Here is a 14,870-nt window from a genome sequence, read left to right on the forward strand (position 1 = left end):
CCAATCTGTTCCGGCTTCTTAACTATCTGATTCTTCTAATACCATCTCAATATATTTTCCATTAATCGCATTTTCAAATACCTTATCTTCCGGTATCATTGGTATATTTCCCTGCTCTTTTAAAAAGATGGCAGCATCTCTTAACACTTGAGACATCTGCCCTGCATGGGCGGTTCCGCCAAGATAGCGTTCACTAATCTGCTCTTCTGCCGAAGGGTATACAAATCCATTTATCTGTTCCCTGGCTTCCTCCACTGAGATATCAGCAGCCCCCGCTATCGCTTCTGCCGAGCTTTCCAGTTCGTTTTGAAACTTATTTAAACCATACATCTGAGCCTTAACATATTTTTTCACAATATCCGGATATTGTTCTGCAAATTCAGTTCTCACAACCGATACATCCGCCGTAACCGCGCCGCTCTGAGCCTGCTCCTCACTTGATGTAATAATAACTCCTCCATCGTCAATCAATTTTCCCAGAACCGGATACCATACATATGCGCCGTCAATATCCCCCCTCTCCCATGCTGCCAATATATCTGCGGGCTGCATGTCAAGGAGTTCCATGTCCGACGACGAAATATCTGAATTTTCTATTGCATTTTGCAGGCTAAAATGTGCCGTCGAAACAAACGGAGCTGCAATCCGTTTCCCTTTCATATCATTTATATCATTTATTCCAGCGTCCTTTTTCACAATCAGGGATTCTGCCGAGCCAATAATGTCGTTTATCCAGATCACTTCTATTTCCATATTGCTAGATAGTCCTGTCGCTACAACCGATGTCCCCATAATCCCAATATCAATTGAACCACTAGCTAATGCGGTATTGACATCAGATCCGGAATCAAACTGAACAATTTCTACGTTTTCTCCCAGATATTCTTCATATTTATTTTCATAACGTACAATCAATTCAGGCGTAATTAATTTTTGTAACCCTAATGTGACTTTTTCTGGGGATTCAGGAACTTCCCCGGAGTGATTGTCTGTACTGTTTTCTTTGCATCCAGTCACTCCTATAGTTAAGAATATAAAGATAAATAAAAGTAAACTTAGTTTTTTCATCCATACTCTCCTATCTGTTTTTTCCTTTCCAATGAACTACCTTAGCTTCAATAGAAAGCATGAAAGAATTAATTAAAATCCCCGTTATCCCCATAATAATGACGCCCATAAAGACGATATCAGAACGAAGCCATTTCGACGCATCCAACACCATCCATCCCAATCCAGTCTTAGCCGCCACCATTTCTGCCGCAACTAACGTTGTATACTCAACGCCTACCGCAATTCGGATTCCGGAAAAAATATCTGGTAAAACCGCTGGTAAAATTACATGGAAAAAAACTTGATACTTATTTGCACCAAGCATTTCAGCTCCAACAATATACTCATTTTTTACTTTCCCGACTCCCGATACGCATGCAATATAAAGCGGAGCAAATCCTGCCAGATACAGCAACATTATTTTTGAATTCTCACCAATTCCCATCCATAGTACAAGTAACGTATAATATGCAAGAGGCGGTAATGGACGATAAAATTCGATAATCGGATTTAAAAAATTGGAAATCATTCTATATCTGCCGCAAATCAATCCTATCGGTATAGCCGTAAATACAATCAGCACAAATGCGGTCAACATTCTCTTCATCGATCCTATAAAATGAGAGAGTAAATTATACCCGTCCGGTCCATATCCTTCCTGCAAGACTTCCCAAAAGCTTCTCCACACTGCGCAGGGCGTCGGCAGGATCATAGGCGAAATATCCGTATATGTCGAGAGAAAATACCATAACAGGAAAATACTTAACACCGTTATGCTAACTGCTGCTTTTGATGTTATTTTTGTTTTCATAGTTAATATTCGATTTTTAAAATGCGGGGCATTCTCTTTAAAAAGAGAATGCCTCACATTCATTAGACATCTATTGAGTTACTCTAAAGGTTGTCTGCATTGTTTTTCCATTGCTCAATGTTACCTTAACGCCGCGGTCTGCTCCCACTGCGCCTGCTCCCCATGGAGCCGTAGTACCGTTAATCTTCAAAGAAGAGCCTGATACTGTATATACTGAGGATGTAATCTCTGCAAAAACATTCCCCAAGGAATCCAATGCCTCAACTTTAGATACTGTAGCTGTATCTAATCCTGCCATATCAAACGTATTCTCTGTGTTTGCTCTGCTGTATGTACCATTTAACGTGATTGTCGGAACTACCGGCGTCTCAACCGTCGCCGCATCATCTGTCACATCCACATCCCATTTAACGGAAACCGCCGGTACAGCTGTATCAGCCTTCCATGTACCGTTTGCGTTTGCCGCCCCATTGATCTGGAAACTATAATCAGCAAATGTAAATGCCGAAACATCTGACTTTAATGCATAACTATATTTCTGTGTAGTCGAATCATATTTGTACTCATATGCTCCTTCTGGCGCTGCGCCCAATACAGCCTTCATCTCTGCGCCTGCTGCCGTGAGAGCTTTTTCCGTACTTCCTTCAACGGAATCTGTTATCCCAAGATAAACTTCAAGCGCTGTATTGTCAGCAGCGAAAGTCTTAGAAGTCGCAAGCGCTGCCGCATCGGCTGCACTATCAGGCGTTGCCGTTGCCGTTACCGTAACAGACAGATTCTTTGAACTCTTATTAACAATCGTCGCAGCATCGCTTGTATTGCTGTAAGATGAAGTGTCTCCGTCTACATTTTCAAAGAAAACTGTTCCCTCGCCAAATTCTTTACCTTCATATTTTGCTGCATTTGTCTTACGGATTAATCCTTGCGGGTCAACAATGTAATCATATGCTGTTGCGGATGCTGTCGGAAGTACCGCATTGTATACGCTGGTATCCACAACTCCTTCAATTTCTCCTGAACCGCCGGATGTTCCTGTTCCAGCGGGCGTTGTACTCGCGTCTGATGCAAAAGCAACCAGAGATGAACTCATCACCATTGACGCCGCCACTGCCCCGACCATAACTTTTTTCGTAAATCCTTTCATGTAACATTCCTCCTTATAATTTAAATATGTGTTTCATAGAGAAACCTTAATTTTCCACCATGACCGTCAATCCCATCCGCAATGTGCTGACCGTATTTTGGTCTTCATCTATCAGATGGTAAGTCAGCACGCAATCATAGGTTCCCGCTTCAAGTTCCTTATCAAGCGTGAGCGCCTCAAGGTGGCTGCCCCGCGGTATAACCGGAGACTCATAGATTGTTTCTTCAGTATCCGATAATTCCACATCAAAATAGACATCATTTGTATTCGCAGGCACATTTTCAACGTAAGCATTTTCAGAAGCAGATGTGCCGTCTTTAAAATTCCATGTGGAATTCATCCTTACCTCATACGTGCCTGGCTTAACTGTTTCGTGATTAAACAGATCTTCTGCCACATCTTCGGCATTATCCTCATTAACAACCACATTTCGCTTAGGCTTGTCATCCGTTTTCTGTTTACCAAGAAGAACCTCAATGATGACTGCAAGCAAAACAATTATAATCAAAGCACACACTATAAGCAGGGGTTTTCCTCCTTTCTTCCCCTTGTTTTCATTGATGTCTGCATTACCATTAGACATATCAGATACCTCCAAAATCATATTTGTCCTTTTTGAGGGACGTATGCTTAAAGCCTGTTTCCAGACATAAAGCCGCTCTTTCTATCTTCTGTTAATAAAATAAGGCACATTGGACATCTTTTGATGCTGCGGACAAATTTCCCTCCGCTTCGCTCCCTGCTACATCATGTCTTGTCACCAACCGTAGGTTGATGACCTGCGTGCGCATCCGCGCACTTCTTCTTGTCTTGTCACCAACCGTAGGTTGATGACCTGCGTGCGCATCCGCGCACTTCCTCTTATCTTGTCACCAACCATAGATTGATGACCTCCGACATGTTCACAAGGTCTTGGCATACCCAATACTCAGATTGATTCACATCCACCCGACTTCTAATGCCGTTCGTTTTTTTATATCATGAACGCCCTTCTTAGTCCTTCCGGTAAAATCCCGGCTCATCACCGACATTTATCTAAAACGGCTGTCCTTATGATCCACTTATAATTCTTCTCCTGGCATCAGGAATAGCTCCCCTTAGGATTCAACACCCCTTCTCCCTGCCCTCTCTTCTTCACATTCCGCGCCGTGTTCACTTTCTCCTCTGCGCGATATCCGCATACCGGACAGACAAACTCTCCTTTTTCCTTCCTCCCCAGCTCCCCGCACTCGCTGCATTCGTTACTGATGTTCTTCCCCAGTACTTCCACAATCTCTACCGCCTGCTCCTGGCACTTCTGTTCCAGACGTTTCCGCATATATCCCCTCTGCCACTGCGCCATGGAATGATTAATCTTCTTATTCACTCCTCTTGCATGGGGCTTGGGCAGCTTTACCAGATAGATCACCTGGGGCTTTTCCTCCTTCAGGAAGCGGTTTAACTCCTGATTCATATAGCTGTGCAGTTGTTCCTCCAACCTTCTCTTCTTCGCAGAATATTTCTTCCTTCCCGGATTCTCGCCCCGGTTTCGGTTATAGCTTCCCGTCTGCTCCCGAATCCAGTCTGCATACGTGGTCTGATACTTACCCAATTCTTTGCCATAGCAATTCCCTTCATCCGTTGTCAGCATCGTATACAGCCCGACCGCCACCCCGACCTGTTTCCGGTAATCCTCATGGCTGTGGACTGCCACACGGATGGGAGCTTTAATCTCTATCTTGTGTTCCTCCGGGAACAGCTTGATATAGAGCTGGCTCTTGTACTGGTTTCCGTCTGTCAGCGGCACAAAAACACGTTTCCGCTTTTCCTTGATGGAAATGTAAATCCCACGGTCCCCATACCGGTACGCCCGTTCCGCTATAGAAAACCCGTCCGCCCTGTCCGTATGGAGCTTCACATGGTGTTTGCGCACCTGCCTGCACAGATATTTGTGCAGCCTCTCTGTATCCACCTTCGCAGCCACTTTTTCGTACTGCTTCTGCACGGCTCTGGGCAATTCGATTGGTTTCTGGTTCAATACCTGTTCAAAAGCATTGTTCACCTTGAGCAAAAAGCGGAGATAGTGTTTCTCCTCCTCGTAAAACCCTTCATTCTGGTTCAGTAATTTCAGGAGCTTCGTCTTCGTCCGCGTCCACTGGCACTTGATATCCCCTAAGGCATCGAAGATTGCAAGATAGAAATACACCGAGGGCATACCCAGGGATTCCCGGAAACCGCTGCCCGTCATCTCATTCTGTACCGTATAACCGGGATAGAGTTTGGACAGGCTGGCAATTCCCCCGAACCGTGTATACACGTAGTTCTTCACTTTCTTATAGTCCCCGGCAACCTCAAGGAGCTTTTGCATATCCTCCGCCGAAACCGGCTCTTTATTGTACTGGTGAATGGTCTTGCATATCTTTTCTGACGGCATAGCCTATCTCTCCCCCAGATGGAAAACCCAGCCATTCCGAATAAGTATACCCAAGGGCACACCGTAATGCATGCCCTGCGGGCGGGCGGACTCAGTCCGAAAATGTATACTTTTTCGTAACAAATTTCCTGGAAAAATTTTTAGACAAATATTACAAAAAATAGGTGTTAAGTTTATTGACGGATTGTCGATAATATATTAGAATGGTTAAGAAATCAACGGAAAAAAGCCATTACGAAAAAGTATACTTTTTCGTAATGGCTTTTTAATCTATAATAAAATTAGTTCCCAATCAACACCTCATTCCCCCGAAAGGCAAACCCATACTTCCGTATCCTCTCCCCTGGAATCCCTTTTGCGGCCATCCAGGCAGCATACTCTTTCCGCTCTATCTGCTCCAACGCCGCCTTTACCGTATCCAAAAGCTCCTTTTCATCCTTCTCATCCTGTACCTTGAATTCAAGAATCATAGCATCGTCCGCTCTACTGAGCGGCTCCAGCATCACATCATATCTCCCAAACCCACTCTCTCTATTGGACGTAATCACATAACGGTCACTGAGTTCCACCATAAGCCCAAGGACAAAACCATGATAAAAACGTTCCGGTTCTTTTTTGGAAGGTTTCTTCCCCGTATCAAAATAGCTGAACATCTCAGAGCTTACACGGTTCATATACACATTCATAGCCTTTAAATCATCTGAAAGCAACGCCTTAATGAAATCATTATAATCTGCCCTGTTTTCTGCGAACCATCCTTTTATCATCCCGCCAAACATCCGCCGCACTTCAAGATTCGTCAGAGCCAGTTCATAATTGACTTCACAGAAATTATCCTCTATCTCCTCATACCTTTCATAGCTGACAACTTTCAAATATCCACTGGCAAGAAGCAAGCTCCAGATTGCCCATTCATTGTAATCTAGCTGGTCATACACAATCTGTTCATCAATAGGCGTAATCAGATGTTTTCCATTAAGAAGTCCTTCAAAGGCTTTCTTCACCTCTCTATTCCCTTCCCTGAGGAGCTTATCAACCAAACGGTTAGAGCTTGTATTTGCCCAATACAATCCTACTTTTTTCCTGTCCAGATAATTTATAATCGACCATGGGTTATAAATGTCTGTCACCTTGCCAAATGTAAACCCGTCATACCACCGCTTCACTTCCTGCGCCCTGTCGGACAGTCCAAATTCTTCCAATGCAGCAAATACTTCTGCTTCTGTAAAACCAAATGCATCCTCATATTTCTCGGACGTTGTGGTAACTACCGCTAAATTATTCAAATCTGAAAAAACCGATTCCTTGCTTATTCTGGTAATCCCCGTCATAACCGCACGTTCCAGATACGGGTTCTCCTTAAACGTAGAATGAAACATACTCCTGAAAAAAGGAACCAGTTCATCCCAATATCCGTTTACATATGCCTCCTGCATCGGTGTGTCATACTCATCCAGCAGGATAATCACCTTTTTCCCATAATAACGGGACAAGAAGTCTGACATCTTATGGAGCGCCCAGGCTGCCTCCACATCCTCCATGCCGCTGTTTATACTCCGAAAATAGATCTTCTCATTTTCCGTCAGAAGCTCCCCTTCAAGCAAAAATATATTTTTATTATATATATTTTCTATAATTCTATTTATAGATCGCTTTATCCCCCTATCATCTGACTCTTTCACATTAGCAAATGACAAACGGATAACCGGATAACCTCCTTGCAGGCGTTGGTATTTTTCGTCTTTCCAAATATCAAGCCCTTCAAACAATTCCTTTCTTCCTGCATACCTGACAGAAAAAAATTTTTCTAACATACTTATGTTCAATGTCTTACCAAATCTTCTCGGGCGTGTAATCAATGTCACTTTGTCATCTGTTTCCCACCATTCTTTAATAAAATGGGTTTTATCTATATAAAAGATGTTGTTTATCCGTATCTTCTCAAAATCTTGATGACCAATGCCTGCCACTCTACCCATATGACACCTCCGCATATTCTGCCACTGCCCAGATATGATACCTTATGCAGTTCTCTCGCCACTCTATTTCCCAACCACACAATCAATCAACGCTTCCACCGTCGCATTCTCCGCCGCACACGCCTGCATCCCGACGCCCTCGGCCGTCCGCCGCGTCTTTTCCCCAATGCACACGGCGCGCACCCTGTCATAGGGGAAATCCTCCCCAAGCATCCTACAGAACCCCTCCACCGTAGAACTGCTGGTAAATATCACCCCGGTAACAGAGCCATTTCCCATAAACGAACGCAGCATCTCCCCTCTTTCCTCCAAAAACTCCGTATCATAAACAGCCAAATCCCGATATCCAATCCCCGGATTCTTCTCTATCTCTCCCAGAATCTCCTTCCCGCCCCGCAAAGACCTTGCAAGCAGAACCCTCGTCCCGTCTGCAAGCGACTCGGCAAGCAATTTTCCCAATGAAACACCGTCATAATGTTCCGGCACATAATCCGCACGAATCCCTCTTTTTCTCAGTTCATCCGCCGTTCCCTCCCCAATCACCGCAAACCGCATATGGGCCACGGCCCGCATATCCATGCCATGCTCCAGCAACAGTGCAAAAAACCTTTCCACACCGTAGGGAGAAGTAAACGCCAACACCTGATACTGCTCCAACCGCTCCAATTCCGTCCCAATCTCCCGCAGACCCATCGTTTCCGTAATGGGCACAGTCCGAATGGTCGGTACGGACAGGACCTCTGCTCCCAGCTCCCTTAATCTGTCCTGAAGTCTGCTATCCCGCCCTTCCGGACGTGTGACAAGGAATTTCTCCCCAAATAAAGGCAGTTTCGGATACCAGGCAAATTCATCCGCCAGGGAACACACTTCCCCCACCACAATCGTAGCAGGCGCTTTCATCTGCTGCTCTCTGGCAGCCTGTGCCAGCGTCCCGACCGTCGCTACGGCCCGCCTCTGCTTTGCCGTCGTCCCTTGCTCAAGGATTGCAGCCGGAGTCGCCCCGTCCATCCCGGCGCCCATAAGTCCGTCCATAATCTCTGCAAGCGCCCCCACGCCCATAAGAAATACAAGCGTCCCCCTGGTCTTAACAAGCGCCTCATAAGGAATCACCTGGTTCCTTCCCGCTCTGTGATGCCCTGTGACAATATGTACGTCCGACACATAATCCCTGTGCGTCACCGGAATCCCGTTATAGGCAGGTACGGCAAGGGAAGAAGATATCCCGGGGACAACCTCGAACGGAATCCCGGCCCGGCACAATTCTTCGGCTTCCTCTCCGCCCCGTCCGAACAGGAAGGGGTCGCCGCCTTTTAAACGCACCACCTTTTTCCCAAGCTCTGCCTCTCTTACCAGGATTCGGTTAATCTCCTCCTGAGGCGTGGCATGCCTTCCCGGGGATTTTCCCACGGCGATGAGTTTCTTACCAGAGGGTATCATACAAAGTACCTCTTCCCCCACAAGCCTGTCATAGACGATACAATCCCCTTCGCCAATCAGACGCTTTGCCTTCACCGTCAAAAGGTCGGCTGCCCCAGGCCCGGCCCCTACAAGCCATACTTTTCCTTTCCCTGTCTCTTTCATTTCGTCCATATGGTTCGCTTCTCCTAATCTATACGCCATATCTATTTTTTTGCACGGTACTATTCTTCAATTTCTTCGCCAGAGATACCCCCAAATCCGCCGCCTCCGGCCGATGCCCCGACACGCACATTTTCCCGTAATCGCCGCTCTCTTCATTATAATACAGCCCCCGCACCCGCATCCACCGCTCGTCGAGAATCTCCGCGTATACCCCAATCGGCAGGGAACACCCGCCGTTCAGATACGCTGCATACGCCCGCTCGGCAGCCGCACATTCTTCTGCCTCCGAATCAAAAAATCCTTGAAGGAAGCTGTAATCTTCCCCCGCCCTTCCCTGAACACAAAGGATTCCCTGGCCGGCCGCAGGAACCATTTCTTCCACTGTAAAATACCTGCTGATACGTCCGTTAAGCCCAAGCCTGTTAAGGCCAGCCGCCGCAAGGACTAATGCGCCATACTCCCCGCTGTCCAATTTTTCAAGCCTTGTCAGGACATTTCCCCTGACGGTCTTGACCTTTGCCTTAGGGTAAATAGATTTAAGCTGCAGAATCCTTCTATTGCTGGAACAGCCAATGGGGGCGCTGTAATCGTATTCTGTCTTCCCTTCGGGCAGGACAAGCACATCCCTGGCATCCTCCCTCTTGGAAAATCCAATGATCGGAAGCTTAGGAGAAATCTCCATGGGCATATCTTTCAGGGAATGGACAGACAAATCCGTCTGCCCCTCCAGAAGAAAGGCGTCCAGTTCCTTGACGAACAGACCTTTCCCGCCAATCTCATCCAGCTTCTTAGACAGGATACGGTCGCCGGTAGTCATGACCTTCACAAGCTCCGCCTGATATCCTTCGCAGTGAGTTTCGATATAATCCGCCAGCATTTCCGCCTGGATACATGCAAGACGGCTCTTCCGTGTCCCAATCCTGATCTTCTTCATACATTTCTCCCCTGAAACGACTTCTTCCAAACTAAGTCACTTTTTCTATAATCGCCAGATTCCACTCTTCTGCTTCCATTATCTTCTCACCGAACAACATGGCAGGAATCTAATATAGCGCACTGCGCACCATGCCCCTAAGCTTCACCGCCACGCCCACCGCCGCAACGCAAAGGATAAAATCTTCCCCCACAGTCAGCAGAAAGCACTGAAACAAAAGAATCTGCCACGTAACCTCCTGAGAGATTAAGATGCGGCAGACCAGCCAATAATACAACACTCCGATTCCATAATACACCAACAGCCCGGCAACCGAAACCAGCAATAACTTGAAATAATTTAACATCCGTATATTTTCACACAGCCAGGCCATCCCGTACGCGGCCGCCGCAAACCCAAGCAGATACCCGAACGTCGGGCGAAGCAAGTAAGCAGGGCCTCCTCCCGACGCAAACACGGGCACACCGGAAAGCCCCACCAGAAGATACACCCCGACGCTTACAAAAGCCAGCCGCTTGTTCAGCAGAAGGCCTGCCAAAAGCACGAAGAACCACTGCAAGGTAAAATGCATGGGAAAGGGTTCCGTGGGCAGCGTTACTTTGACGAATGCCCCGGCGGCAATCAAAGCGGCAAACAGCCCGCCCGTACTCAATTCCCGAATTGTTAAAAACCGTCTCTCATCCGACATACACTTCTCCACTATGCAGCACACTGCCCGAGACCTGCCCGGACAGACTGCTTATCTAAACAACTTATCCTACCGTAATCTGCCCAAGCACCGCTCCAATCGGAGCCGCTATGGTAAGTTCCGCCCCGACTTCCCTCGCCGTTGCGCTCTTATTAATGACCACCAGATGTTTTCCCTGGAAATAATCAATGAAACTCGCCGCAGGGTAGACCACCAGCGAAGTCCCGCCAATAATCAAGGTATCCGCCCGGCTGATTGCCTGTATGCTCTTCTTTATGATTCCTGAGTCAAGCCCCTCCTCATACAGCACCACATCCGGCTTCACCACGCCGCCGCAGGAACACGCAGGCACCCCCTCAGAATTCTTCACATACGCCGCATCGTAAAAACTGCCGCACTTCTGGCAATAGTTCCGGTGGATGCTCCCGTGCAATTCCAAGACATTCTTGCTGCCCGCCGCCTGATGCAGACCGTCGATATTCTGGGTAATCACGGCAGACAATTTCCCCGCTGCCTCAAGCTCGGCAAGTTTCAAGTGCGCCGGGTTCGGCTTGGCGTCAAGGAACATCATCTTCTCTTTGTAGAATTCATAAAAACCTTCCGTATTCTGTACGAAAAAACTATGGCTTACAATCTGCTCCGGCGAATACCGGTATTTCTGTTGGTACAGCCCATCCGCGCTCCTGAAATCCGGGATATTGCTCTCTGTGGAAACTCCCGCCCCTCCAAAGAATACAATATCACGGCTGTCATCAATGATTTCCTGTAACCTTTCTACTTCCTTCTCATACATGGATTACCCCTCCTTCTTCTTACTGTATCCGGCGAAGAATTCTGACAATGCGTCCAGCGTCTTTAAGAGCACCGGCATCTCCGTCTCGTCCAGTTTATCCACCACTGCCTGAGTCATCTGCCTGTGATAGTCTTCATGATGCCGGAAAGCCCGGATTCCTTTCGGCGTCAGCTTCACGAACACCACCCGGCGGTCCTCCTCGCTCCTGCGCCGTTCCACATACTTCTTATTCACAAGGCTGTTCATGGCAGTCGTAAGGGAACCCACCGTAATATTTAATTTCCTGGCAATGGAAGACATATTCTTACCGTCGCCTGTGCCGACCGCCTCGATGACATGCATATCATTATTGGTCAGATCCTTAAATTCCTCCGTAATGATTGCCTTCTCCTCAAGCTCCCAAATCTCATTGATTAGATTTACCAAGACATTATTAATCGTCACATACGCCTTATCCATTCCTACATTTCTCTCCTTTTCAAGGAACCCGCTCACTCCATCGTCTTCTATTATACCCTCTCTGCCACCAGAGAATCAACCACTTCTTTTACAGTTTCCAATCCATTTGCCTTATAGGCATATGCACCGCAGAACAAAAGACCTTCGTCCACCTCGCCCTTAGCCGCATGGATGAGAGCGTCTGTGATACAATAGGGAATTTTTGCCGGGTTACAGTTTTGAAGGCATCCGTGGCATGGACTGTGGGGAATCTGCTCCCCCGCCATGACCTTTTTCATAAATGGATTGATAATCCCACGCCCCGGCATCCCCACCGGGCTTTTCACGATGGCGATATCTTCTTCCTTTGCGCGGATATACGCCTCCTTGTATCGGATGTCGGCGTCGCACTCTTTCGTGGTGACGAACCTGGTCGCCACCTGTATGGCGTCCACGCCGAGGGAAAACGCATGCTTCGCCTGTTCCCGGTTCTCGATTCCCCCTCCAAGCGCCGTCGGAATCCTGCATCCATATTGTTCCTCATATGCTTTTACGGTATCCAATATTTTCCGTACTTCCTCGTCGTATGTCTCATGATGCAATCCCGCTTCTGAATTCATCTCCTGCCTGTAGACATCTGCGCCATACACGCTTAACTGCTCCTTTGTAAAGCCCAGATGCCCGCCCGCCTTTGGGCCTTCTATCACCAGCAGGTCGGGCATGCGCCCGTATTTCTTCCCCCAGTATTTCAGGATAACCTTCGCCGACTTCTCCGTAGATACGATGGGAGCCAGTTTCACATCGGAACCCCCGGCAATCCTCGGCAGTTCTGTCGGAAGCCCGGCTCCGGAAATGATGATGTCCGCCCCTGCGTCAATCGCCGCCCTGACATATTCCTCATAGTGGCGCATCGCCACCATAAGATTGAACCCGATGATACCATCCGGCGCAATCGCCCTTGCCTTGTCATATTCTTTCTTGATTGCCCTTAAATTCGCCGCTTTCGTATCTGTATCAAAATCAGGCTCCCGAAAACCAATTTGGGCGGCAGAGATAACCCCTATGCCGCCCGCTTTCGCAACTGCTCCCGCCAGATTTCCAAGGCTTACTCCTACTCCCATTCCACCCTGTAAAAGCGGGACACTTGCTTCTATATTTCCTATTTTTAATTTTTTCTCTATCACGGTTATTCTCCTTTTTTCGTACCCCGCCCGCATATCCGCCGCAGACGGACAAACCTTTGCACGGCAATGGCAAGCCGTCTTTACATATGGCGGAACCTGGCATATCTACGCTCCGTAAGCTCTGCCTCAGACATTTGCCCGTATCGCAGCAAAAACTCTTCTATCTTATTTGCCAGATTCCCCGTCACCTCTTGTATATTTTCTATCGTGTAAGGAGACGGTTCTGCCAATACCTGCTCCACGATTCCCATCCGGTACAAATCCTCTGCCGTCAGCCTCATCACCTCTGCCGCTTCTTTCGCCTTAGAGCTGTCCTTCCACAAAATACTTGCAAATCCTTCCGGCGACAGGATGGAATAGATGGAGTTTTCCAGCATCCAAACTTCGTCTGCCGTCGCCATGGCAAGGGCGCCGCCGCTTCCGCCTTCTCCGATGATGACGGAGAGTACCGGAACCTTCAGGCCGGACATCTCATAGATATTTCTGGCAATCGCCTCTCCCTGTCCCCTCTCTTCCGCTTCCAGCCCGCAAAATGCGCCCGGAGTGTCCACAAAACAGATGACAGGACGATGGAATTTCTCTGCCTGCTTCATCAGCCGCAGAGCCTTGCGGTATCCGTCCGGGGACGGCATCCCAAAATTACGTTCAATGTTCTCCTTGGTATTCGTCCCCTTCGCCTGTGCGATTACCGTCACCGGACGTCCCCGGAATCTTGCGATGCCTCCGATAACCGCCTTGTCGTCCGCAAAATATCTATCCCCGTGGAATTCCATAAAGTCTGTGAATAACTCCCGGATATAATCGCTTCCCACCGGACGGTCATTCATCCTCGACAACTGGACACGGTCCCATGCCCTGGCAAGTTTATTATTGATACCCAAAGGGCATCCCGCAATACATGTCTCTTCCCGGCTCTCCGCCAGAATATGCCGCCGCTCCCCCGCGTCTTCCTGCCCTGTCTTATGCGGCAGCGATAACTGCTCTTTTCGCTCTGTCTCATGCAGCGCCAAGATCTGCGAAAGCGTCTCCCTAAGCCGCGGACGCTCCACAATCCCGTCGATAAAACCATGCTCCAGCAAAAACTCCGACCTCTGGAATCCTTTGGGCAATTTCTGGCCAATCGTCTGCTCAATCACCCGCGGCCCTGCAAACCCAATCAACGCCTTTGGTTCTGCCAGAATCACATCCCCCAGCATGGCAAAGCTCGCCGTCACGCCCCCTGTCGTGGGATCTGTCAGCACGCTGATATACAGAAGCCCCGCATCGCTGTGCAGCCGAAGCGCAGCCGAGGTCTTCGCCATCTGCATGAGGGAGACGATTCCCTCCTGCATCCTGGCTCCCCCGGAACAGGCAAACAACACCACCGGAAGCCGTTCTTTTGTCGCCCGCTCCACAGCCCTTGCAATCTTCTCGCCCACCGCTTCGCCCATACTCGCCATGAGAAAACGCCCGTCGCACACGCCTAAGACCACATCCGTCCCGTCAATTTGCGCTTTCCCCGTAACAATCGCCTCGTTCAGTCCCGTTTTCTCCCTTAGTCCGCTGATTTTCTCCTCATATCCTTTGTATTCCAGCGGGTTTTGTGTCATCAGCTCAGCATCCCATTCCTCGAATGTATCCTCGTCTGCCACCATCTCAATCCGGCGGTATGCGTGTACACGGAAATATCCTCCGCACTTGGGGCAGATGTAAGCATCACTCTTCACATCCTTTGCGATAATCGCACTGCCGCATTTATTACATTTCCGCAAAAGCCCTTCCGGCACCTCCGGCCTCGCAGAATTCAACGAAATATATCCTTTTCTTCCAGACGCAAGCCTGGTCTTCTTAAACACATTATCCAACTTCATAAAAC

General features: G+C 48.2%; 13 protein-coding genes. All 13 read right to left on the reverse strand.

What is annotated here, in order from left to right:
* Positions 1 to 18: 18 nt before the first annotated feature.
* Positions 19 to 1,068: a taurine ABC transporter substrate-binding protein gene (locus AC6I3O_RS20320; RefSeq protein WP_497852442.1), complete on the reverse strand. Its 1,050-nt coding sequence runs from the start codon at positions 1,066 to 1,068 to the stop codon at positions 19 to 21.
* Positions 1,069 to 1,078: 10 nt separating this feature from the next.
* The gene (locus AC6I3O_RS20325; RefSeq protein ID WP_497852443.1) at positions 1,079 to 1,861 is read right to left on the reverse strand and encodes an ABC transporter permease; all 783 of its coding nucleotides are present in this window, start codon (positions 1,859 to 1,861) and stop codon (positions 1,079 to 1,081) included.
* 70 nt (positions 1,862 to 1,931) lie between these two features.
* Positions 1,932 to 3,005, reverse strand: a complete 1,074-nt coding sequence (locus AC6I3O_RS20330) for a hypothetical protein (protein WP_497852444.1) — start codon at positions 3,003 to 3,005, stop codon at positions 1,932 to 1,934.
* 46 nt (positions 3,006 to 3,051) lie between these two features.
* Complete coding sequence (locus tag AC6I3O_RS20335; RefSeq protein ID WP_497852445.1) at positions 3,052 to 3,588, reverse strand: hypothetical protein; 537 nt, start codon at positions 3,586 to 3,588, stop codon at positions 3,052 to 3,054.
* A gap of 498 nt (positions 3,589 to 4,086) precedes the next feature.
* On the reverse strand, positions 4,087 to 5,418 hold the full coding sequence (locus AC6I3O_RS20340) for a zinc ribbon domain-containing protein (RefSeq protein WP_497852446.1): 1,332 nt from the start codon (positions 5,416 to 5,418) through the stop codon (positions 4,087 to 4,089).
* Positions 5,419 to 5,699: 281 nt separating this feature from the next.
* Complete coding sequence (locus AC6I3O_RS20345) at positions 5,700 to 7,397, reverse strand: AAA family ATPase (protein WP_497852447.1); 1,698 nt, start codon at positions 7,395 to 7,397, stop codon at positions 5,700 to 5,702.
* Between the two features lie 63 nt (positions 7,398 to 7,460).
* Positions 7,461 to 8,987, reverse strand: coding sequence for a uroporphyrinogen-III C-methyltransferase (cobA, locus tag AC6I3O_RS20350; protein WP_497852448.1), 1,527 nt, complete (start codon positions 8,985 to 8,987; stop codon positions 7,461 to 7,463).
* Positions 8,988 to 9,006: 19 nt separating this feature from the next.
* On the reverse strand, positions 9,007 to 9,912 hold the full coding sequence (hemC, locus tag AC6I3O_RS20355) for a hydroxymethylbilane synthase (RefSeq protein ID WP_497852449.1): 906 nt from the start codon (positions 9,910 to 9,912) through the stop codon (positions 9,007 to 9,009).
* A 109-nt stretch (positions 9,913 to 10,021) separates the two neighbouring features.
* Positions 10,022 to 10,600, reverse strand: a complete 579-nt coding sequence (locus AC6I3O_RS20360; RefSeq protein ID WP_497852450.1) for a biotin transporter BioY — start codon at positions 10,598 to 10,600, stop codon at positions 10,022 to 10,024.
* Positions 10,601 to 10,664: 64 nt separating this feature from the next.
* Positions 10,665 to 11,393: an NAD-dependent protein deacylase gene (locus AC6I3O_RS20365; protein WP_497852451.1), complete on the reverse strand. Its 729-nt coding sequence runs from the start codon at positions 11,391 to 11,393 to the stop codon at positions 10,665 to 10,667.
* Positions 11,394 to 11,396: 3 nt separating this feature from the next.
* Positions 11,397 to 11,852 (reverse strand): MarR family winged helix-turn-helix transcriptional regulator, encoded by a 456-nt coding sequence (locus tag AC6I3O_RS20370; RefSeq protein ID WP_497852452.1) that lies wholly within the window; start codon positions 11,850 to 11,852, stop codon positions 11,397 to 11,399.
* Positions 11,853 to 11,902: 50 nt separating this feature from the next.
* A complete protein-coding gene (locus AC6I3O_RS20375) occupies positions 11,903 to 12,952 on the reverse strand; it encodes an NAD(P)H-dependent flavin oxidoreductase (protein ID WP_497853541.1) in 1,050 nt (349 codons plus the stop codon).
* Between the two features lie 143 nt (positions 12,953 to 13,095).
* On the reverse strand, positions 13,096 to 14,865 hold the full coding sequence (locus AC6I3O_RS20380) for an acetyl-CoA carboxylase carboxyltransferase subunit alpha (RefSeq protein WP_497852453.1): 1,770 nt from the start codon (positions 14,863 to 14,865) through the stop codon (positions 13,096 to 13,098).
* Positions 14,866 to 14,870: the final 5 nt, after the last annotated feature.

It is taken from the genome of Sporofaciens sp. St.21A7 (genome assembly GCF_059728535.1).

Excerpts from the sequence above, each read along its gene's own strand:
- AC6I3O_RS20320 (WP_497852442.1), bottom strand. The coding sequence starts at position 1,068 with ATGAAAAAACTAAGTTTACTTTTATTTATCTTTATATTCTTAACTATA.
- AC6I3O_RS20365 (WP_497852451.1), bottom strand. The coding sequence starts at position 11,393 with ATGTATGAGAAGGAAGTAGAAAGGTTACAGGAAATCATTGATGACAGC.
- AC6I3O_RS20340 (WP_497852446.1), bottom strand. The coding sequence starts at position 5,418 with ATGCCGTCAGAAAAGATATGCAAGACCATTCACCAGTACAATAAAGAG.
- AC6I3O_RS20375 (WP_497853541.1), bottom strand. The coding sequence starts at position 12,952 with ATGGGAGTAGGAGTAAGCCTTGGAAATCTGGCGGGAGCAGTTGCGAAA.
- AC6I3O_RS20345 (WP_497852447.1), bottom strand. The coding sequence starts at position 7,397 with ATGGGTAGAGTGGCAGGCATTGGTCATCAAGATTTTGAGAAGATACGG.
- AC6I3O_RS20335 (WP_497852445.1), bottom strand. The coding sequence starts at position 3,588 with ATGTCTAATGGTAATGCAGACATCAATGAAAACAAGGGGAAGAAAGGA.
- cobA (WP_497852448.1), bottom strand. The coding sequence starts at position 8,987 with ATGGACGAAATGAAAGAGACAGGGAAAGGAAAAGTATGGCTTGTAGGG.
- hemC (WP_497852449.1), bottom strand. The coding sequence starts at position 9,912 with ATGAAGAAGATCAGGATTGGGACACGGAAGAGCCGTCTTGCATGTATC.
- AC6I3O_RS20370 (WP_497852452.1), bottom strand. The coding sequence starts at position 11,852 with ATGGATAAGGCGTATGTGACGATTAATAATGTCTTGGTAAATCTAATC.
- AC6I3O_RS20360 (WP_497852450.1), bottom strand. The coding sequence starts at position 10,600 with ATGTCGGATGAGAGACGGTTTTTAACAATTCGGGAATTGAGTACGGGC.
- AC6I3O_RS20380 (WP_497852453.1), bottom strand. The coding sequence starts at position 14,865 with ATGAAGTTGGATAATGTGTTTAAGAAGACCAGGCTTGCGTCTGGAAGA.
- AC6I3O_RS20330 (WP_497852444.1), bottom strand. The coding sequence starts at position 3,005 with ATGAAAGGATTTACGAAAAAAGTTATGGTCGGGGCAGTGGCGGCGTCA.
- AC6I3O_RS20325 (WP_497852443.1), bottom strand. The coding sequence starts at position 1,861 with ATGAAAACAAAAATAACATCAAAAGCAGCAGTTAGCATAACGGTGTTA.